The 17854-nt window shown below is 67.6% G+C and carries 17 protein-coding genes; 10 read left to right on the forward strand and 7 right to left on the reverse strand.

The annotated features are described in order from the left end of the window. The first annotated feature begins 28 nt into the window (after positions 1 to 28). Both ACAM52_RS31880 and ACAM52_RS31885 read left to right on the forward strand, forming a co-directional pair. Complete coding sequence (locus ACAM52_RS31880) at positions 29 to 694, forward strand: metalloregulator ArsR/SmtB family transcription factor (RefSeq protein WP_070063058.1); 666 nt, start codon at positions 29 to 31, stop codon at positions 692 to 694. Between the two features lie 50 nt (positions 695 to 744). Beyond that, on the forward strand, positions 745 to 1326 hold the full coding sequence (locus ACAM52_RS31885) for a superoxide dismutase (RefSeq protein WP_307581983.1): 582 nt from the start codon (positions 745 to 747) through the stop codon (positions 1324 to 1326). A gap of 50 nt (positions 1327 to 1376) precedes the next feature. Here the strand turns inward: ACAM52_RS31885 and ACAM52_RS31890 are convergent, their stop codons facing one another. Next, positions 1377 to 3962, reverse strand: coding sequence for a hypothetical protein (locus tag ACAM52_RS31890; RefSeq protein WP_369645522.1), 2586 nt, complete (start codon positions 3960 to 3962; stop codon positions 1377 to 1379). 105 nt (positions 3963 to 4067) lie between these two features. Further along, on the reverse strand, positions 4068 to 4445 hold the full coding sequence (locus tag ACAM52_RS31895; protein ID WP_369645523.1) for a VOC family protein: 378 nt from the start codon (positions 4443 to 4445) through the stop codon (positions 4068 to 4070). A 244-nt stretch (positions 4446 to 4689) separates the two neighbouring features. On the opposite strand from ACAM52_RS31895, the gene ACAM52_RS31900 reads away from it, so the two are divergent. Next, positions 4690 to 5679, forward strand: coding sequence for a tripartite tricarboxylate transporter substrate binding protein (locus tag ACAM52_RS31900; RefSeq protein ID WP_307581986.1), 990 nt, complete (start codon positions 4690 to 4692; stop codon positions 5677 to 5679). A 112-nt stretch (positions 5680 to 5791) separates the two neighbouring features. On the opposite strand, the gene ACAM52_RS31905 is transcribed toward ACAM52_RS31900, so the two are convergent. Genes ACAM52_RS31905 through ACAM52_RS31920 form a run of 4 tightly spaced genes read right to left on the reverse strand, consistent with a single transcriptional unit; the run spans position 5792 to position 8152 of the window. After that, positions 5792 to 6031 carry a hypothetical protein gene (locus ACAM52_RS31905; RefSeq protein ID WP_369647810.1) on the reverse strand — a complete coding sequence of 80 codons (240 nt, stop codon included), beginning with the start codon at positions 6029 to 6031 and terminating at the stop codon, positions 5792 to 5794. A 33-nt stretch (positions 6032 to 6064) separates the two neighbouring features. Next, positions 6065 to 6838, reverse strand: coding sequence for an SDR family NAD(P)-dependent oxidoreductase (locus ACAM52_RS31910; protein WP_369645524.1), 774 nt, complete (start codon positions 6836 to 6838; stop codon positions 6065 to 6067). Positions 6839 to 6896: 58 nt separating this feature from the next. Continuing rightward, positions 6897 to 7376, reverse strand: coding sequence for a hypothetical protein (locus ACAM52_RS31915; RefSeq protein WP_062473882.1), 480 nt, complete (start codon positions 7374 to 7376; stop codon positions 6897 to 6899). 11 nt (positions 7377 to 7387) lie between these two features. Then, positions 7388 to 8152 carry a Crp/Fnr family transcriptional regulator gene (locus ACAM52_RS31920; RefSeq protein WP_062473884.1) on the reverse strand — a complete coding sequence of 255 codons (765 nt, stop codon included), beginning with the start codon at positions 8150 to 8152 and terminating at the stop codon, positions 7388 to 7390. Positions 8153 to 8236: 84 nt separating this feature from the next. On the opposite strand from ACAM52_RS31920, the gene ACAM52_RS31925 reads away from it, so the two are divergent. The 7 genes from ACAM52_RS31925 (at position 8237) to ACAM52_RS31955 (ending at position 16852) form a co-directional block, all read left to right on the forward strand. Continuing rightward, positions 8237 to 10201, forward strand: a complete 1965-nt coding sequence (locus ACAM52_RS31925) for a long-chain fatty acid--CoA ligase (RefSeq protein ID WP_369645525.1) — start codon at positions 8237 to 8239, stop codon at positions 10199 to 10201. Beyond that, positions 10198 to 10983: an ABC transporter ATP-binding protein gene (locus ACAM52_RS31930; RefSeq protein WP_062473888.1), complete on the forward strand. Its 786-nt coding sequence runs from the start codon at positions 10198 to 10200 to the stop codon at positions 10981 to 10983. The genes ACAM52_RS31925 and ACAM52_RS31930 overlap by 4 nt, the downstream gene beginning before the upstream one ends. 2 nt (positions 10984 to 10985) lie before the next feature. Continuing rightward, positions 10986 to 11915: a branched-chain amino acid ABC transporter permease gene (locus ACAM52_RS31935; protein ID WP_070062998.1), complete on the forward strand. Its 930-nt coding sequence runs from the start codon at positions 10986 to 10988 to the stop codon at positions 11913 to 11915. Between the two features lie 94 nt (positions 11916 to 12009). Further along, on the forward strand, positions 12010 to 13074 hold the full coding sequence (locus tag ACAM52_RS31940) for a branched-chain amino acid ABC transporter permease (protein ID WP_062473892.1): 1065 nt from the start codon (positions 12010 to 12012) through the stop codon (positions 13072 to 13074). A 68-nt stretch (positions 13075 to 13142) separates the two neighbouring features. Beyond that, a complete protein-coding gene (locus ACAM52_RS31945; protein ID WP_369645526.1) occupies positions 13143 to 14474 on the forward strand; it encodes an ABC transporter substrate-binding protein in 1332 nt (443 codons plus the stop codon). A 169-nt stretch (positions 14475 to 14643) separates the two neighbouring features. After that, on the forward strand, positions 14644 to 15456 hold the full coding sequence (locus tag ACAM52_RS31950; RefSeq protein WP_062473897.1) for an ABC transporter ATP-binding protein: 813 nt from the start codon (positions 14644 to 14646) through the stop codon (positions 15454 to 15456). Positions 15457 to 15604: 148 nt separating this feature from the next. After that, a complete protein-coding gene (locus tag ACAM52_RS31955; protein WP_369645527.1) occupies positions 15605 to 16852 on the forward strand; it encodes a phenylacetate--CoA ligase family protein in 1248 nt (415 codons plus the stop codon). On the opposite strand, the gene ACAM52_RS31960 is transcribed toward ACAM52_RS31955, so the two are convergent. Next, on the reverse strand, positions 16843 to 17850 hold the full coding sequence (locus tag ACAM52_RS31960; RefSeq protein ID WP_369645528.1) for a hypothetical protein: 1008 nt from the start codon (positions 17848 to 17850) through the stop codon (positions 16843 to 16845). The genes ACAM52_RS31955 and ACAM52_RS31960 overlap by 10 nt on opposite strands. Positions 17851 to 17854 lie beyond the last annotated feature (4 nt).

Consider the following 17854-nt stretch of genomic DNA (forward strand, 5'->3'; position numbering starts at 1 on the left):
GCTGTTTTCCCCCACGACCGAAGCCGCCATGTCCGCCCCCGATGCCACCAAGCCCACCTGGATGCCGCACCAGCCGGCAGACCGCATCCTGTCCACGCTGAAGACCCGTGGCGCGCTCGGCATCCCCGACATCGCCAAGGTGCTGCACGTGACGGTCGAGGCGGTGCGCCAGCAGATGTCCAAGCTCGAGACCGAAGGGCTGGTGGACGCCGAAAGCCGCTCCAGCGGCCGCGGCCGTCCGACCCAGATCTGGCGGCTCACCGGCGAGGGCCACCGGCGCTTTCCCGACACGCACGCCGAGATGACGGTGCAGATGATCAGCGCCGTGATCAGCGTGTTCGGCGAAAAGGGCATGGACCAGCTCATCGGCGCGCGCGAAGCCACCATGCGCGCCACCTACACCGAGGCCATGCGCGGCGCGCGCAACCTCGAGACGCGGCTCGAACGGCTCGCGGACATCCGCAGCCGCGAGGGCTACATGGCCGAGTACCGGGCCGAGGGCGACGGCTTTCTCTTCATCGAGAACCACTGCCCCATCTGCACCGCGGCGCAGGCCTGCACGGGCTTTTGCCGCAGCGAGCTGCAGCTCTTCGACGAGGTGCTGGGGCCCGAGGCCGACGTGAGCCGTGTCGAGCACGTGCTCGCGGGCGCGCGGCGCTGCGCCTACCGCATCGTGCCCAAGGCCCGCGCCTGAGGCATCGAACTGTTTTTTCCCTTCCACCAACTAGAAAGAAAGACTCCACCATGGAACACACCCTTCCCCCGCTGCCGTACGCCATCGACGCGCTGGCCCCCGAGTATTCGAAGGAAACGCTCGAATACCACCACGGCAAGCACCACAACGCCTACGTGGTGAACCTGAACAACCTGCAAAAGGGCACCGAGTTCGAAGCGATGACGCTCGAAGAGATCGTCAAGAAGTCCAGCGGCGGCATCTACAACAACGCCGCCCAGATCTGGAACCACACCTTCTTCTGGAACTGCATGAAGCCCCAGGGCGGCGGCGCACCCACCGGCGCGCTGGCCAAGGCCATCGACGCCAAGTGGGGCAGCTACGACGCCTTCAAGGAAGCCTTCGTGAAGTCGGCCGTGGGCAACTTCGGTTCGGGCTGGACGTGGCTGGTGAAGAAGGCCGACGGTTCGGTGGACATCGTGAACACCGGCGCCGCCGGCACGCCGCTGACCACCGCCGACACCGCGCTGCTGACGGTGGACGTGTGGGAACACGCGTACTACATCGACTACCGCAACCTGCGCCCGAAGTTCGTCGAGACCTTCCTGGCCAAGCTGGCCAACTGGGACTTCGCGGCCAAGAACTTCGGCTGAAGCCCATGCTTTCGGCATGAAGAAAAAGCCGGCCTGCGGGCCGGCTTTTTTCATGGGCGCGCCGTCACCATCCAGTCGATCCAGCGCGCCACGTACGCCTGGTCGAGGTCGAAGTAGTGGGTGTGGGCGCCCAGGCCGAGGCAGGCCTCGTGCTCGGCCGCGACGCACCAGGCCGGCGGCGTCGTCACCTGCTCGTAGGGCTTGTCGTCCGCGCCCCAGAGCCAGCGGCCCACGTAGTCGCCCGCCGTGTAGAGGTTGACCCAGCGGGCCACGCCGACCTGGGCCGCGCTCGGCCCGCCGCCGTTCGCGTCTTCCGCCGTCACCCAGCCGTAGAGGTGCGGAAAGCGCGCCGCATACAGCTGGCGCAGCGGGCAGCCGGCAGTGAGCAGCAGGAGCCGGCTCCTGTTCAGCGCCGCCCAGAGCTCGGTCACCCGCGCATCGACCTGCTGCGCGGCGCGGAACTGCAGGTAGCGCAGCAGCTCGGTGGAGATCACCGTGCCCTGGCTGTGGGCCACGATCACGATGCGGTCGTAGCCCTGCGCCGCCACGTGCTCCAGCAGCGACACGTAGCGCGAGAAGATGCGCGCGCGCGGGATGGCGCGGCGCGGGAACTCGCGGAAGTGGCCGTCGACGTCCAGCGCCACGTCGAGCGGCATGCGCAGGCCCGGCACGGTGCGCGTGAGAAAACCGCCGAGCAGCGAGACGGCGGCGGCCAGCGTGGCGGCGGTGAAGATCAGCGGCTTGAGGCCGCTTTGCGACAGCGCCGACACCCAGATCACCGCATCGTCGACCCACCCGCCGACCGAGACGTTGCACTGCTTGAGCACCAGCAACAGGGCCACCGCGAAAGCGACCACCACGCTGGCGCTGGTCAGCACGGCGACGAAGCGGTCCAGCCGCCGGTAGCCCGCGCCGAGCCAGCGGCCCAGGCCCTGCGAGGTGCCGAAGGCCACCTTGAGCTCGGCGAACAGGCTGGGCACCAGCACCGCCACCAGATAGGCCAGCAGCGACAGCGTGAGGCCGGCCGTCAAGGCGAAGGCCTGCGTGCTCCGTTCATAGCGGTCGTGCAGAAAGTTCGCACCGTCGCCCCAGCACATGTCCTTGGAAAACCAGAACGGCGCATAAGAAACGCCCCGTGCACCCAACTCCACCAGATTGGTCAGCACGGCCCAGGCCACCATCGTCAGTGCCACGAACGCCGCCAGCGACACGAACAGCCCGAGCCGCCCCGTGGCGATGCTGGCGCGCGCGGCCGCGTCGCGGTCGGGCACCGTCTCCCCGGCGAGCAGCCAGGCGATGAGCAGCACGCCGGCCACGCCCCACCAGGCCACGACGCCCAGCAGCAGGTACTCGACCACCCGCATGCCGGCGCGCACCCAGTGGCGCAGGTCGTCCGTGGCGCCGGCGGCCGAGGCGTTGATCGCCACATGCACCAGCAGCGCCGCCGCGGTCAGCGCCATCAGCCCCAGCCCCCAGGTGCGCGCCGCCGGAAAGCGGTCGCGCGCGATGCGCAGGGCACGGTCGGCCAACGCGGCGAGCAGCGCCAGCCAGGCCACGCCGACCACCCAGTGCGCGGGCACCAGCGCCCACAGGAACCAGCCCGCCAAGAGCGCGTACAGGCCCACCACGATCCGCGAGGAAGCCTGAGTGCGCGCCTGGTAGCAGTACCACCAGATCGCCAGCACCGGCACTGCGACGGCCAGCACCCGGCGCAGCAGTTCGGTGAGCGACAACGCGTGGGGCGCGGGCTCGACCCGCGCCAGCCCACCGAGCCCCGCGATCACCAGCCCGACCAGCAGCAGCTGCAGGAAGAGGTTCGCCAGCAGGTTGGCAAAGGCCCAGTCGAGCGCGGTCTGCAGCTTCGCCAGGCAGGCCCAGCGCCGCGCGCCCGGAGGCCTGGGCTTCCTGTTCACACCAGCCGCCTCGGCGGCGCGGTCCACCGCGTCGCGGCCCAGCTGCGAGAGGCGGAACACGATGGTGAACAGCTCGGCGACGATGCGCGCCACCGAGCCCGGCAGGCGCGACAGGTCGGCCCAGTACATCTCGTGCACATCGATGCGCTGCTGCACCGGCTGCCCGTGGGCATCGGTGGCGTCGCGCGTCATGCGCACGCGCGTGGCCTCGTAGGCCTCGTGGTCGGGCTCGGCGCGCTGCGACTTGAACAGCAGGTAGTCGCTGAAGGCGATGTCGGGGTTGCTCCGCTTCAACTCGCGCGGCGTGAGCGGCCCACGCCCCTTGGCGGCGCGCACCACGCCCGCGTCGTCGGACTCGGCGGTCGAGATCCAGTCGTCGGCGCTGAAGTCCGAGGTCTTCGACTGCCGCATTGCCTTGCGCACGGGCGGCACGTAGGCCTTCTGCGCGGCGCCGCCTTCCGTCGCGGCCTTCTCGTTCTTGTCCTGATGCCCGGTGCGCTGCTGCACCATCGAGGTCAGCGGCGGCACCGGCAACAGGTGGCTGTCGCAGTCGGCCTGGCGGTAGGTGGCGCCGGGGCCGGGGTGGTTGAGCATCAGCGAGGCGATGGCGCGGGCCGTGTCGCCGGCCTTCTGGTCGGCCACGCCGTGGATGGCGATGACCGCGACGCGCTCGGGGCGCGCGGGTGGCTCAAACGTTGGTTGCTCGGGCGACGGTGCGCGCATGTAGAAACTCCTCCATGCCAGGCCGGTGCATGGCAGGAGGAATTGTCCGCAGCGCGTCGCCCTTGGCTTCCCCCAAACGGGGGATGCCGGATGGACAGGGGTTGCTCAGACGTTGATGAGGTTCAGGATGTTCCCGTCCGGGTCCTTGAACCACGCGACCTTCATCTCGCCCATGACGTGGATGTCGCCCGCGAGCGTGGTGCCGGGCATGTCGTAGTGCTCGAAGCGCACGCCCTTGGCCTTGAGCGCGGCCACGAGGCGCTCGATGTCGCCGTCGACCGACCAGGTCACGGCCGTGGCCTGGTTGGTGCCCGCGAAGGCCGAGCGGTAGACATTGAGCCGCGTGTTGCCGCTGCGGTAGACGACGACCTCGTCGCCTTCGGCGTCGACCTGCGCCAGGCCGAGCGTGTCTTCGTAGAAGCGTCGGGCCACGGCGAGGTCTTTCACCGCCAGGTTGGCCACTGCGTTGATGTGTCCGAGCATGGAAGCCTCCTGCAAAGAGGATGGGCGCCCGGAAGCCGCCGAGCGCCGGGCGAGCCAGAAATACTCAACCATTTGGTGGAGTATTCGACGCGCGATGGGCGGTGTCAAGGCGTCCGAAAGTACGCACCGCCCCGTGTTCTGCCCCCGCCAGCCGAGACGAGGGCCATCGCGAACCGCGAAAACCCCGCGCCGGCACTTCCGGCAGACTGCATCCCCCTTGCCCCCAGAACGAGACAATGCCCCCATGACCCCATCGAACTTCCTCCGTCCGCTGGCCTTTGCGCTGGCCTTCACCGCCGTGGCGGCCACCGCCCCGGCCCACGCCCAGACCGCCGCTTACCCCGCCAAGCCCATCCGCATGGTCGTGCCCTTCCCGCCCGGCGGCGGCACCGACATCCTGGCGCGCCTGGTCGCGCAGAAGCTCACCGAGGCCAACCACTGGACCGTGGTGCCCGACAACCGCGCGGGCGCCGGCGGCACCATCGGCATCGCCGAGGCCGCGCGCGCCACGCCCACGGGCTACGACATCGTGATGGGCCAGAAGGACAACATGGTCGTCGCGCCCTGGCTCTACAAGAGCCTGAGCTACAGCCCGGTGAAGGACCTCACGGCCGTGGCCCACGTGGCCTACACGCCCGTGGTGATCGTCACGCAGGCCAACTCCAAGTTCAAGACGCTCGACGACGTGGTGAAGGCCGCGCGCGCCGCGCCCGACACCGTCACCTACGGCTCGCCGGGCAACGGCACCACCATCCACCTGGCCGGCGAGATCTTCAACGGCGCCGCCAAGATCAAGATGCGCCACGTGCCCTACAAGGGCTCCAACGCAGCCATGATGGACGTGCTCGCGGGCAACGTCGACCTGATGGTGTCGTCGGTGCCTTCGGCCATGGCGCAGATCAAGGCCGGCAAGCTGCGCCCACTGGCCGTCACCTCCGCCAAGCGCAGCACCTCGCTGCCCGACACGCCCACCGTGGCCGAGCTGGGCTACAAGGACTTCGACGTGAGCACCTGGTACGGCGTCTTCGTGCCGGCCGGCACGCCCAAGGACGTGGTCGCCACGCTGAACGCGGCGATCAACAAGCTGCTGGCCACGCCCGAAATGAAGGCGGCCATCATTGCCCAGGGCGCCGAGCCGCAAAGCATGACGCCGGAGCAGTTCGGCGCGCTGCTGAAGACCGACTACGAGAAGTGGAAGGGGATCGTGCAGGCCTCGGGCGCGACGATCGAGTAAGAGGGGTTTTCATACCAGGAACACCGCGGAACCGGCTTTGCCGGGCCGCTGGTGTTGCCCCCGGTAGGGGGTTGGCGAAGCGACACGAAGTGCGCGAAGCCTGGCGGCGAGCTCAGTCAGGCACGAACTTCGTATTGAAGATTTCCACGTCCGCCGCGTCCTCGAACGTCGCCACCTGCCCCATCTTCCCGTCGCTCATGCGGCAGGCCGAGAACAGGCTGTAGCGGCCCTTGAAATAGAACTCGTCCATCACGATCAGCGCGTACGGGTAGGGCACGAACACCTGGTGCTCGAAGACGATGCGGTGCACGTTCCTCGGCGACGGGAAGAGCTTGTATTCGACGGTGTCGATGACTTTGCGGTGGCCATGATGTGGTCGTCGCGTTCAGGCCGGGTCGCGCACGTCGGCCACGGGGTTGCTGCCGAAGTCCGCGCGCGCCAGGTAGGCGAGGACCTTGGCCGCGGCGCTCTGGGGGCTGTCGAGCCGGCCTTCTTCCTTCATGCTCACGAAGCGCGTGCGGTCCGGGAACTGTTCGGCCGAAGCGCCGCGCAGCTGCACCTGCATGTCGGTGTCGATGATGCCGGGCGCCAGCGACACGATGCGCGCGCCGTTCGGCGCATGCGCCTCTTCGAGCGCCACGGCGCGGGAGAAATGGTCCATGCCGGCCTTGGCCGCGCAGTACGGCGCCTGGCTGCCCAGGGCGTTGCGGCCCAGGCCCGACGAGATGTTCAGCACCTTGCGCGCGCCGCGCCATTCGCGCGTGCCGCCGAGAAAAGCGGCCGTGAGCAGCATCGGCGCTTCGAGCCCGATGCGCAGCGCCTGCGCCAGTTCGGCCGGCACGGCGCGCGACAGCGGCGCGGGGTTGCCGACAGTGCCGGCGTTGTTGATGAGCGTGACGCTGTCGAAGCGCTGGCCGTCCAGCGTGCGCAGCCAGTCCGACAGGCGCGCCGCGGCGGCCACCGGGTCGGACAGGTCCTGCTCCCATTGCGTCAGTTCGGCGCCGCCGGCCTTGGGGGCTTCGGCGAGTTCGGGCGAGGACTTGCGCGCGATGCCGAGCACCGTGTGGCCGGCCTGCAGCAGCTGTTCGGCCATGGCACGGCCCAGGCCGCGCGAGGCGCCGGTGATGACGGTGAGGTGGGAAGAAGCGGAGGTGGTCATGGGTGTGTGGGAGCAGGAGAAGGCCGCAAGGCTAAGGGATATCGAAAGGCCGCGCGCGTCAGCCGGTACGGAACTGGGCGCGAAGGAAGTTGCGGTGGCGGGCGATGTGCTGCAGCTGCGCGGGCGCGATGGAGCCGCCGAGGTCGACCTCGTCCGCGCCGTTGAGCACCGCATTGGCGTTCGCCATGGCGCGCGCCACGACCTCTTCCTCGCTCACGCCGAGCTGCGCCGCCAGGTCGAGCGCGACGCGGCGCATGGCGCGCTGCGACAGCATCCACATCGCGCCGAAGCGGTCCCAGGCCAGCGCGGCTTCTTCCGACTTCTCGCGGTCGGCCAGGATGTCCTTGAGCGGGCGCGCCAGGATCTCGTTGAGCGCGTCGATCTGTTCGCCCAAGGCCTCGGCGCGGTCGATGGCTTCTTCGAGCGTCGGGCCGTCGTCTTCCTCGTTGCGGGCCTGCGTGGCCTGTTGCTGCTGCGGCGGCAGAAAGCTCGCCTGGGCGTCGGCGGGCACGATCTGCAGGTGGTCGGAGAGGGCCATGTTTTTTTCTTTCAGTTCGAGGTGCTGTTGTTCTTGCGGCTGGACATCGCGGTGGCGCGCAGGCCCGGCAGGTCGAGCACGCGCAGGCCACCGTACTCCACGCGGATCAGCCCCTGGGCCGACAGCGCATTGAGCGCCTCGTTCACGCGCTGGCGCGACAGGCCGACAAGGTACGCCAGTTCCTGCTGCGTGATGCGCAAGACCTCGCCCACGCCGGGGTACAGCACCGGGTTGAACAGCGACACCAGGTTGCGCGCCACGCGCGCGTCGGGGTTGTTCAGGCGGTCGATCTCCAGCGCCGCGATGAACTGGCCCAGCCGCTCGTTGAGCTGGTTCATCACGAAGCGGTTGAAGCCGATGGAGTGGTCGAGCAGCCAGTGGAAGCTCTCGATCGGCAGCCCCGCCACGAGGCTGCGGCGCAGCGCCTGGATGTTGTAGCGGTAGGGCTCGCGCTTCATCACCGTGCCCTCGCCGAACCAGCCGCCGGGCGGCACGCCGGTGTAGGTGACCGAGCCGCCGTCGGCGTTGTCGTTGCTCATCTTCAGCAACCCCTCGACCACGCCGAACCAGTAGGTGGGCGAACGCCCGACGCGGCACACCAGGTCGCCGGGCTCGGCCTCGCCGACCACGAGCGTGGCCTCGGCGCGGCGGCGCTCGGCGGGCGTGAGCGTGGGCAGCCACGGAATACCGTCGAGCTCGGCCGCATTGGCGGGGCGCACGCGGTCCTTGATGGAACCGCCGAGCACGTTCTGTGGGTTGAGGTTGCCAGGAGGCATCGGGAAACTCCGGGGAGTAGTGTCCCTAGGATTGTCGTTGGAACGACAACCGGGCGTCAAAGTGGGACCTACGATCCGGCCACTGTGCAAACCACCGCCCCCACCTTCCCCCGTCTGCTGCTCGCGCATGCCGAGGCCCGTCCCGAGGCTCCCGCCGTGCGCGAAAAAGACCTTGGCATCTGGCAAACCTGGACCTGGAACGCCGTGGCGCAGGAAGTGCGCGAGATGGCCTGCGGTCTGGCAAGCCTTGGCTTCAAGGCCTTCGACAACCTCGCGATCGTCGGTGCCAACCGGCCGCACCTGTACATGGCCGTGCTCGCCGCGCAAAGCCTGCGCGGCGTGCCCGTGCCGCTGTACCAGGACGCGGTCGCCAGCGAGATGGTCTTCATGCTGAACGACGCGAGCATCGAGTTCGTCATCGTCGAAGACCAGGAGCAGGTCGACAAGCTGCTCGAGTGCCGCGAGCTGCAGCAAGGCCAGGAGGGCCAGCAGCAGGGCATCCGCCACATCATCTACGACGACCCCAAGGGCCTGCGCCACTACGAGCAGCCGGGGCTCATGAGCTACGAGCAGCTGCGCGAGCTGGGCCGGGCCTTCGACAAGGCCAACGCCGGCTACTACGACCGCGCGGTGGCCAGCGGCGAGGCCAGCGACGTCGGCGTGATCCTCTACACCTCGGGCACCACCGGCCGCCCCAAGGGCGTGTGCCAGACGCACGCCAGCTTCATCGCGGCGGGGCGCGGCGGCGTCGAGACCGACAAGCTCGGCCCCGGCGACAACATCATGAGCTACCTGCCGATGGCGTGGGTGGGCGACCACCTGTTCTCGGTGGCGCAGTGGCTGGTGGGCGGCTTCACGCTCAACTGCCCCGAGTCGGCCGAGACGGTGATGAACGACATGCGCGAGATCGGCCCGAGCTACTACTTCGGCCCGCCGCGCACCTTCGAAGGCCTGCTCACGGCCGTGTCGATCCGCATGGAAGACGCGGCCGCGCCCAAGCGCTGGCTGTATGCGAAGTTCATGGCGCTGGCGCAGCGCGTGGGCGCCGACATCCTGAACGGCGCACCGGTGAGCACGGGCGACCGGGTCATGTACAGCCTGGGCAACCTGCTGATCTACGGCCCGCTGCGCAACGTGCTGGGCATGAGCCGCATCCGCGTGGCGTACACGGCGGGCGCGGCCATCGGGCCCGACCTGTTCCGCTTCTACCGCTCCATCGGCGTGAACCTCAAGCAGTTCTACGGCCAGACCGAGACCTGCGCCTATGTGTGCCTGCAGCAGGACGGCAAGGTCAAGCTGCAGACCGTGGGCACGGCGGCGCCGGGCATCGAACTGAAGATCGCCGACGACGGCGAGGTGCTGGTGCGCGGCGTGTCGGTGCTCAAGGAGTACTACAAGCGCCCCGACGCCACCGCCGAGGTGCTCGACGCGAATGGCTACTTCCACACCGGCGACGCGGGCGTGCTCGACAGCGAAGGCCACCTGCGCATCATCGACCGCGCCAAGGACGTGGGCCGGCTCGTGGGCGGCGCGATCTTTGCGCCCAACTACATCGAGAACAAGCTCAAGTTCTTCCCGCAGATCAAGGAGGCCGTGTGCTTCGGCAACGGCCGCGACGAGGTCTGCGCCTTCATCAACATCGACTTCGAGGCGGTCGGCAACTGGGCCGAGCGCCGCGGCCTGGCCTACGGCGGCTATGTGGACCTGGCCGGCAAGCCCGAGGTGCTGACGCTGGTGGCCGAGTGCATCGCCAAGGTCAATGCCGACCTCGCGGCCGAGGACGGCATGGGCGAGACGCAGATCGCGCGCTTCCTCGTGCTGCACAAGGAACTCGACCCCGACGACGACGAGCTGACCCGCACGCGCAAGGTGCGCCGCGGCTTCATCGCCGAGAAATACGCCGTGCTGGTCGATGCGCTGTACGGCGGCAAGACCGCGCAGTACATCGAGACCCAGGTCAAGTTCGAGGACGGACGCACGGGGGTTGTCAGTGCCACGCTGAAGATCAACGACGCCAAGACCTTCCCCATCGTGAAGGCCGCCGCATGAGCAATCGGAAAATTGGCGACGTCATCCTCGACGTCCAGAACATCAGCCTGAGCTTCGGCGGCGTGAAGGCGCTGACCGACATCAGCTTCAACGTGCGCGAGCACGAGGTGCGGGCCATCATCGGCCCCAACGGCGCGGGCAAGAGCTCGATGCTGAACTGCATCAACGGCGTGTACTGGCCGCAGCAGGGCTCCATCACCTTCCGCGGCCAGACCTTCAAGCACATGAACTCGCGCCAGGTGGCCGAGATGGGCGTGGCGCGTACCTTCCAGAACCTGGCGCTGTTCAAGGGCATGAGCGTGCTCGACAACATCATGACCGGGCGCAACCTCAAGATGAAGAGCGGCCTGTTCGCACAGGCGCTGCGCTGGGGCCCGGCCGAACGCGAAGAGCTGCAGCACCGCGAGTTCGTCGAGCACATCATCGACTTCCTGGAAATCCAGGCGCACCGCAAGACGCCGGTGGGCCGCCTGCCCTACGGCCTGCAAAAGCGCGTGGACCTCGGCCGCGCGCTGGCAATGGAGCCGCAGGTGCTGCTGCTGGACGAGCCCATGGCCGGCATGAACGTGGAAGAGAAGCAGGACATGAGCCGCTTCATCCTCGACGTGAACGACGAGTTCGGCGCGACCATCGTGCTCATCGAGCACGACATGGGCGTGGTGATGGACATCTCCGACCGCGTGGTGGTGCTGGACTACGGCAAGAAGATCGGCGACGGCACGCCGGATGAAGTTCGGAACAACGAAGACGTGATCCGGGCATACCTCGGCGTGGAGCATTGACCATGGGATTTTTCCTCGAAACCCTTTTCGGCGGCCTCATGGTCGGCATGCTGTATTCGCTGATCGCGATCGGCTTCGTGCTGATCTACAAGGCCTCGGGCGTCTTCAACTTCGCGCAGGGCGCGATGGTGCTGTTCGCGGCGCTGGCCATGGCGCGCTTCGCCGAGTGGTTCCCGCAGTGGTTCGGCTTCCAGAGCCAGATCCTCGCGAACATCCTGGCCTTCATCGCCGCGATGGCGGTGATGATCGTGGTGGCCTGGCTCATCGAACGGCTGGCGCTGAGCAAGCTGGTGAACCAGGAAGGCATCACGCTGCTGATGGCCACGCTGGGCATCGCCTACTTTCTGGACGGCGTGGGCCAGACGATCTTCGGCAACGACATCTACAAGATCGACGTGGGCATGCCCAAGGAACCGCTGATGGTGCTCGAAGGCACCTTCCAGGGCGGCCTGCTGCTGAGCCAGGAAGACCTGATCGCCGCGCTGGTGTCCGCCGCGCTGGTGGTGGTGCTGGCCATCTTCTTCCAGAAGACCGCCACGGGCCGTGCGCTGCGCGCGGTGGCCGACGACCACCAGGCCGCGCAATCGATCGGCATCCCGCTGTCGCGCATCTGGGTGATCGTGTGGTCGGTGGCCGGTTTCTCGGCACTGGTGGCCGGGATCATCTGGGGCTCCAAGCTCGGCGTGCAGTTCTCGCTCTCGCTGGTGGCGCTGAAGGCGCTGCCGGTGGTGATCCTGGGCGGGCTGACCTCGATCCCCGGCGCCATCATCGGCGGCCTGCTGATCGGTGTCGGCGAGAAGCTGTCCGAAATCTATCTCGGCCCCATGCTCGGTGGCGGCATCGAGATCTGGTTTGCCTATGTCCTCGCGCTGGTCTTCCTGCTGGTTCGTCCGCAGGGTCTGTTCGGCGAAAAAATTATTGATCGCGTATGAAATACGAGATCAACAATTTTTCGGTGGAGGCTAACTTGCGCAGCAAGTTAAGCGAAGCGGGCCGTAGCCAAAAAATCATCGATCGGGTCTGAGAATGTTCTACAGAGAAAACGGCCAGTTCAAGTCGAGCTACCGCGCCGACCAACAGATCTTCCCGATCGCGCAGGACCGCCTGGCGATCCTGGTGCTGCTGCTCGTGGCGTTCGTCGTGGTGCCGATGGGCGTGTCCGACTACTGGATGCGCGCCATCCTCACGCCCTTTTTGATCCTGTCGCTGGCAGCGCTGGGCCTCAACATCCTGGTCGGCTACTGCGGCCAGATCTCGCTGGGCACCGGCGCCTTCATGGCGGTGGGCGCGTATGCGGCCTACAACTTCCAGGTGCGCATCGACGGCATGCCGCTCATCGCCTCGCTGCTGCTGGGCGGGCTGTGCGCGACGGTGATCGGCGTGCTGTTCGGCATTCCGAGCCTGCGCATCAAGGGCCTGTACCTGGCGGTGGCCACGCTGGCCGCGCAGTTCTTCACCGACTGGGCGTTCCTGCGCATCCAGTGGTTCACCAACAACTCGTCGTCGGGTTCGGTGAGCGTGGCGGGGCTGAACGTGTTCGGCGTGCCGATCGAGTCGCCGGTGCAGAAGTATTTGTTCTGCCTGATCTTCGTGGTGGTGTTCGCGCTGCTCGCGAAGAACCTGGTGCGCAGCGCCATCGGCCGCGAGTGGATGGCAATGCGCGACATGGACGTGGCCGCCGCGGTGATCGGCATCCGCCCGGTGTACGCCAAGCTCACGGCCTTCGCGGTGAGCAGCTTCATCGTCGGCGTGGCCGGCGCGCTGTGGGGCTTCATCCACCTCGGTGCGTGGGAGCCGGCGGCGTTCAGCATCGACCGCTCGTTCCAGCTGCTGTTCATGGTGATCATCGGCGGGCTCGGCTCGATCATGGGCAGCTTCTTCGGCGCCGCCTTCATCGTGCTGCTGCCGCTCTTTTTGAACCAGTTGCCGGGGTGGCTGGGCTTCTCGATCTCGACCGCACTGGCCTCGCACCTGGAGACCATGATCTTCGGCGCGCTGATCGTGTTCTTCCTGATCGTGGAGCCGCACGGCCTGGCGCGGCTGTGGTCCACGGCCAAGGAAAAGCTGCGGCTGTGGCCCTTCCCGCACTGACAGGTTCTGGTTTGTTGTTGTTCGTTCGTAAAAACCCGGCACCGAGGTGCCCACAAAAGGAGACAGGCATGACACTGAAATCGCTCGCTCTGACCGCCGCCCTGGTGGCCAGCACCCTCGGCGCGGCCTTCGCGCCTTCGATCGCGCAGGCCCAGGCCAAGGAACAGTTCTTCCCGCTGCTGGTGTACCGCACCGGCCCCTACGCGCCCAACGGCACGCCCTGGGCCAACGGCAAGCAGGACTACATCAAGTACATCAACGCCACCGGCGGCATCAACGGCGTGAAGATCACGTACGAGGAATGCGAAACCGGCTACGCCACCGACAAGGGCGTGGAATGCTACGAGCGCCTGAAGGGCCGCCCGGGCGTGACGCTGTTCGACCCGCAGGCCACCGGCATCACCTTCGCGCTGACCGACAAGGTGCCCACCGACAAGATCCCGCTCATCACGCTGGGCTACGGCCTGTCGGCCTCGCAAGATGGCGGCGTGTTCAAGTGGAACTTCCCGCTCATGGGCTCCTACTGGACCGCGGCCGACATCCTGATCCAGCACATCGGCAAAAAAGAAGGCGGCATGGACAAGCTCAAGGGCAAGAAGATCGCCCTCGTGTACCACGACTCGCCGTTCGGCAAGGAGCCGATCCCGTTGCTGCAGGAGCGCGCCAAGCAGAACGGCTTCGAACTGTCGCTGATCCCCGTGACCGCACCGGGCGTGGAACAGAAGTCGGCCTGGCTGCAGGTGCGCCAGTCGCGTCCTGACTTCGTGCTGCTGTGGGGCTGGGGCGTGATGAACTCCACCGCCCTGAAGGAAGCCGTGGCCACGGGTTACCCGCGCGAGAAGATGTACGGCGTGTGGTGGGCCGGCGCCGAACCCGACGTGAAGGACGTGGGCGCCAACGCCAAGGGCTACAACGCGCTGGCGCTGAACACCTCGGGCACGCAGCCGAAGGTGATCCAGGACATCCTCAAGCAGGTGCATGACAAGGGCCAGGGCACGGGTCCGAAGGACGAAGTGGGCTCGGTGCTCTACACGCGCGGCGTGATCATCCAGATGCTGACCATCGAGGCCGTGCGTCGTGCGCAGGAGCGCTTCGGCAAGGGCAAGGTCATGACCGGCGAGCAGGTGCGCTGGGGCATGGAGAACCTCGCGCTCGACCAGAAGAAGCTCGACGCCCTCGGCTTCTCGGGCGTGATGCGCCCGGTGAGCACCTCGTGCCAGGACCACATGGGCTCGACCTGGGCGCGCGTCCATACCTGGGACGGCGCCAAGTGGGGCGGCATGTCCGACTGGTACGAGGCCGACAGCCAGATCATCAAGCCGATGGTGAAGGCGGCTGCCGACAAGTACGCGGGCGAAAAGAAGCTCACCCGCCGCGAAGCCGCGGATTGCCAGTCTTGAGCTAACCCCCAGGCTACGCGCACTTCGTGTCGCTTCTCCCACCCCCTTGCAGGGGGCAACACCAGCGGCCCGGCAAAGCCGGTTCCGCGGTGTTCCCCGAAGGGCGGTGGGTCAAGCGGGTATCTGAAAGAACAGCGTCGTTGTTCTTTCGAATGCTTCGGACCACACCATGAGCGAACCCAAGATCCTTCTCAACGTCAACGGCATCGAGGTCATCTACAACCACGTGATCCTCGTGCTCAAGGGCGTGTCGCTGACCGTGCCCGAAAGCGGCATCGTGGCGCTGCTCGGCGGCAACGGCGCCGGCAAGACGACCACGCTGCGCGCCGTGAGCAACCTGCTCGCGGGCGAACGCGGCGCCGTGACCAAGGGCACCATCGAGCTGCGCGGCGAGCGCATCGAGGCGCTGTCGCCGGCCGAGCTGGTCAAGCGCGGGCTGATCCAGGTGATGGAAGGCCGCCACTGCTTCGCCCACCTGACCATCGAAGAGAACCTGATGACCGGCGCCTACACGCGCACCGACGGCAAGGCCTCGGTGCAGGAGACGCTGGAGAAGGTGTACGCGTATTTCCCGCGCCTGAAGACGCGCCGCACCTCGCAGGCGGCCTACACCTCGGGCGGCGAGCAGCAGATGTGCGCCATCGGCCGCGCGCTGATGGCCAACCCGACCATGGTGCTGCTGGACGAGCCCTCGATGGGCCTGGCGCCGCAGATCGTGGAAGAGGTGTTCGAGATCGTGAAAGACCTGAACACCAAGGAAAAAGTGACCTTCCTGCTGGCCGAGCAGAACACCAACATGGCGCTGCGCTACGCCGACTACGGCTACATCCTGGAGAACGGCCGCATCGTGATGGACGGCGAGGCCAAGAGCCTGCGCGAGAACGAGGACGTGAAGGAGTTCTACCTCGGCGTGGGCGGTGCGGACCGCAAGAGCTTCCGCGATGTGAAGAGCTACAAGCGCCGCAAGCGCTGGCTTGCTTGACGCTCCCCCAGTCTTCGCGCACTGCGTGTCGCTTCGCCAACCCCCTCGCCGGGGGCAATACCAGCGGCCCGGCAAAGCCGGTTCCGCGGTATTCCCGAAAGAGTCAGTTGAGCGCCTTGAACAGAACAGAAAGATGAAGGGTACGGACATGACCGACCACTACGACAAGCTCGAGATCCGCGACCCCGCCGAACGCGAACGTGACCTGCTGGCCGCGCTGCCCCGGCAGATCGCCCAAGCACAGACTGCAACGTCCGCCTTCACGAAGATCCTCGACGGCGTGAAGCCCGGCGACGTCACCTCGCGCGAAGCCCTCGCGAAGCTGCCCGTCACCCGCAAGTCGGAACTGCTCGAGCTGCAGAAGGCGCGCCGCGCCGACGACCCCTTCGGCGGCTTTGCGTCGATCGCGCGCGGGCCGCGCATGCCGCGCATCTTCGCGAGCCCCGGCACCATCTACGAGCCCGAGGGCGAGGCGCGCGACTACTGGCGCACCGCGCGGGCGCTGCATGCGGCGGGCTTTCGCAGCGGCGAGCTGATCCACAACAGCTTCAGCTACCACATGACGCCGGCCGGCTCGATCATGGAAAGCGGCGCGCACGCCATGGGCTGCACCATCTTCGCGGGCGGCACGGGCCAGACCGAGCAGCAGCTCGAAGCCATCGTCGACCTCAAGCCCGACGGCTACGCGGGCACGCCGAGCTTCCTGAAGATCCTGCTGGAGAAGGCCGAAGAGAAGGGCCAGAAGCTGCCGTGGTTCACCAAGGCGCTCGTGTCCGGCGAGGCCTTTCCGCCCAGCCTGCACGATTGGATTGCCGCGCACGGCGTGCAGGGCATCCAGTGCTACGCGACCGCCGACCTGGGCCTCATCGCCTACGAAACCAGCGCGCGCCAGGGCCTGGTGATCGACGAGGGCGTGCTGGTCGAGATCGTGCGCCCCGGCACCGGCGACCCGGTGCCCGACGGCGAGGTGGGCGAGATCGTCGTCACCACCTTCAACCCCGACTACCCGCTGGTGCGCTTCGGCACCGGCGATCTCTCGGCCGTGCTCGCGGGCACCTGCCCCACGGGCCGCACCAACAAGCGCATCAAGGGCTGGCTCGGCCGCGCCGACCAGACCACCAAGGTGCGCGGCATGTTCGTGCACCCCTCGCAGGTCGCCGAGGTCGTGCGGCGCTTTCCCGAGATCGTGCGCGCGCGGCTCGTGGTGTCGGGCGAGATGGGCGACGACCAGATGACCTTCAAGCTGGAATGCGCCGGTGCCCCGGCCGGGCTCGACGCGCGCATCGCCGACGCGGTGCGCGAAGTGACCAAGCTGCGCGGCACCATCGAACTGGTGGCGCCGGGCACCCTGCCGAACGACGGCAAGGTGATCGAGGACGCGCGCAGCTACAAGTAGGGGCGGTACAGGCGGCGCGTGACGGTGCGCGTGAGGAGCACGGTCAGCAAGGGGTAGAGCGGCACGAGCGCGGCCAACAGCATGATCAAGCCGACGGCGCCGGAAAAGCCGGATGACGACGTCACCATCAGTGGCAGCCCCACGACGAAGACGACGACGCAGCTCGCAAACACCCCCACCAAGGCCAGCACCGACGCCGCCACGGCCCGGAAGGGCCGGACCTGCGTCAGGCCGGACGCGGTGCCGAGCCATCCGCCCCAGTACGACAGCGCGAAAATCACCAGGGGCGGACCGCCCCAGAACAGCAGGAGCGCGACGCCGTTCGACGGATCGACGATCGCCGTCCCGATGTTGGCGGCCATCATGCAGCGCGCCTGCAGCGACGCGAACACGACAGCGACCAGCGTTGCCACCGCGCGGCGTGGCGACACACCCGCCTGCACCGCATCTGCCACCTCGCGGTCGCCGGACGGCGCCGCAGCCGGTGCTCGCAGTGCCACCCAGGCCGCAAGCCACACGCTCAACACAAGCACGACCAGCTGCACCGCTTCGTACACGACCGCCGTCGAAGTCACCGCGAAGCCACCGAAGACCGCCTGAAGCCAGCTCCCCGAGAAGAGCATCTGCTGCAGTTTGTAGAGAAGCGGGCCCAGCGCGTAGTGGTTCAACAGCAGCGCGATGAGATAAACCGCGGCATAACGCAGGTGCGGGCCGGGCAGTTGCGCCACGCTCGCGGCGCCGCGCACCTCCAGTGCCTGGCGGGCATGGCTCCAGGCCAGCGCCGCCGCCAGCACCCAGGCCATCGAGAGGTTGGCCATCATGGGAACCCACACGTCCGGCTGGGCATAGCTGGCAAGCATCTGCTGGCTGTCCGGCATGCCGGGCCACAGCTGCTTGCCGAAGTGGAACAACACCAACGCGACTTCGACGGCCAGGGTGATGAGCGCGAAGTCGCGCGGCAAGCGCCACGCATTCGCGAGTGAAGCGGAAGACGTCATCGAA

It is taken from the genome of Variovorax sp. V118, assembly GCF_041154445.1.
GTDB lineage: Bacteria > Pseudomonadota > Gammaproteobacteria > Burkholderiales > Burkholderiaceae_C > Variovorax > Variovorax boronicumulans.

Bases quoted from the DNA above. Each gene is read 5' to 3' on its own strand.
- ACAM52_RS31880 (WP_070063058.1), top strand. From the start codon at position 29: ATGTCCGCCCCCGATGCCACCAAGCCCACCTGGATGCCGCACCAGCCG.
- ACAM52_RS31885 (WP_307581983.1), top strand. From the start codon at position 745: ATGGAACACACCCTTCCCCCGCTGCCGTACGCCATCGACGCGCTGGCC.
- ACAM52_RS31890 (WP_369645522.1), bottom strand. From the start codon at position 3,962: ATGCGCGCACCGTCGCCCGAGCAACCAACGTTTGAGCCACCCGCGCGC.
- ACAM52_RS31895 (WP_369645523.1), bottom strand. From the start codon at position 4,445: ATGCTCGGACACATCAACGCAGTGGCCAACCTGGCGGTGAAAGACCTC.
- ACAM52_RS31900 (WP_307581986.1), top strand. From the start codon at position 4,690: ATGACCCCATCGAACTTCCTCCGTCCGCTGGCCTTTGCGCTGGCCTTC.
- ACAM52_RS31910 (WP_369645524.1), bottom strand. From the start codon at position 6,838: ATGACCACCTCCGCTTCTTCCCACCTCACCGTCATCACCGGCGCCTCG.
- ACAM52_RS31915 (WP_062473882.1), bottom strand. From the start codon at position 7,376: ATGGCCCTCTCCGACCACCTGCAGATCGTGCCCGCCGACGCCCAGGCG.
- ACAM52_RS31920 (WP_062473884.1), bottom strand. From the start codon at position 8,152: ATGCCTCCTGGCAACCTCAACCCACAGAACGTGCTCGGCGGTTCCATC.
- ACAM52_RS31930 (WP_062473888.1), top strand. From the start codon at position 10,198: ATGAGCAATCGGAAAATTGGCGACGTCATCCTCGACGTCCAGAACATC.
- ACAM52_RS31935 (WP_070062998.1), top strand. From the start codon at position 10,986: ATGGGATTTTTCCTCGAAACCCTTTTCGGCGGCCTCATGGTCGGCATG.
- ACAM52_RS31940 (WP_062473892.1), top strand. From the start codon at position 12,010: ATGTTCTACAGAGAAAACGGCCAGTTCAAGTCGAGCTACCGCGCCGAC.
- ACAM52_RS31945 (WP_369645526.1), top strand. From the start codon at position 13,143: ATGACACTGAAATCGCTCGCTCTGACCGCCGCCCTGGTGGCCAGCACC.
- ACAM52_RS31950 (WP_062473897.1), top strand. From the start codon at position 14,644: ATGAGCGAACCCAAGATCCTTCTCAACGTCAACGGCATCGAGGTCATC.
- ACAM52_RS31955 (WP_369645527.1), top strand. From the start codon at position 15,605: ATGACCGACCACTACGACAAGCTCGAGATCCGCGACCCCGCCGAACGC.
- ACAM52_RS31960 (WP_369645528.1), bottom strand. From the start codon at position 17,850: ATGACGTCTTCCGCTTCACTCGCGAATGCGTGGCGCTTGCCGCGCGAC.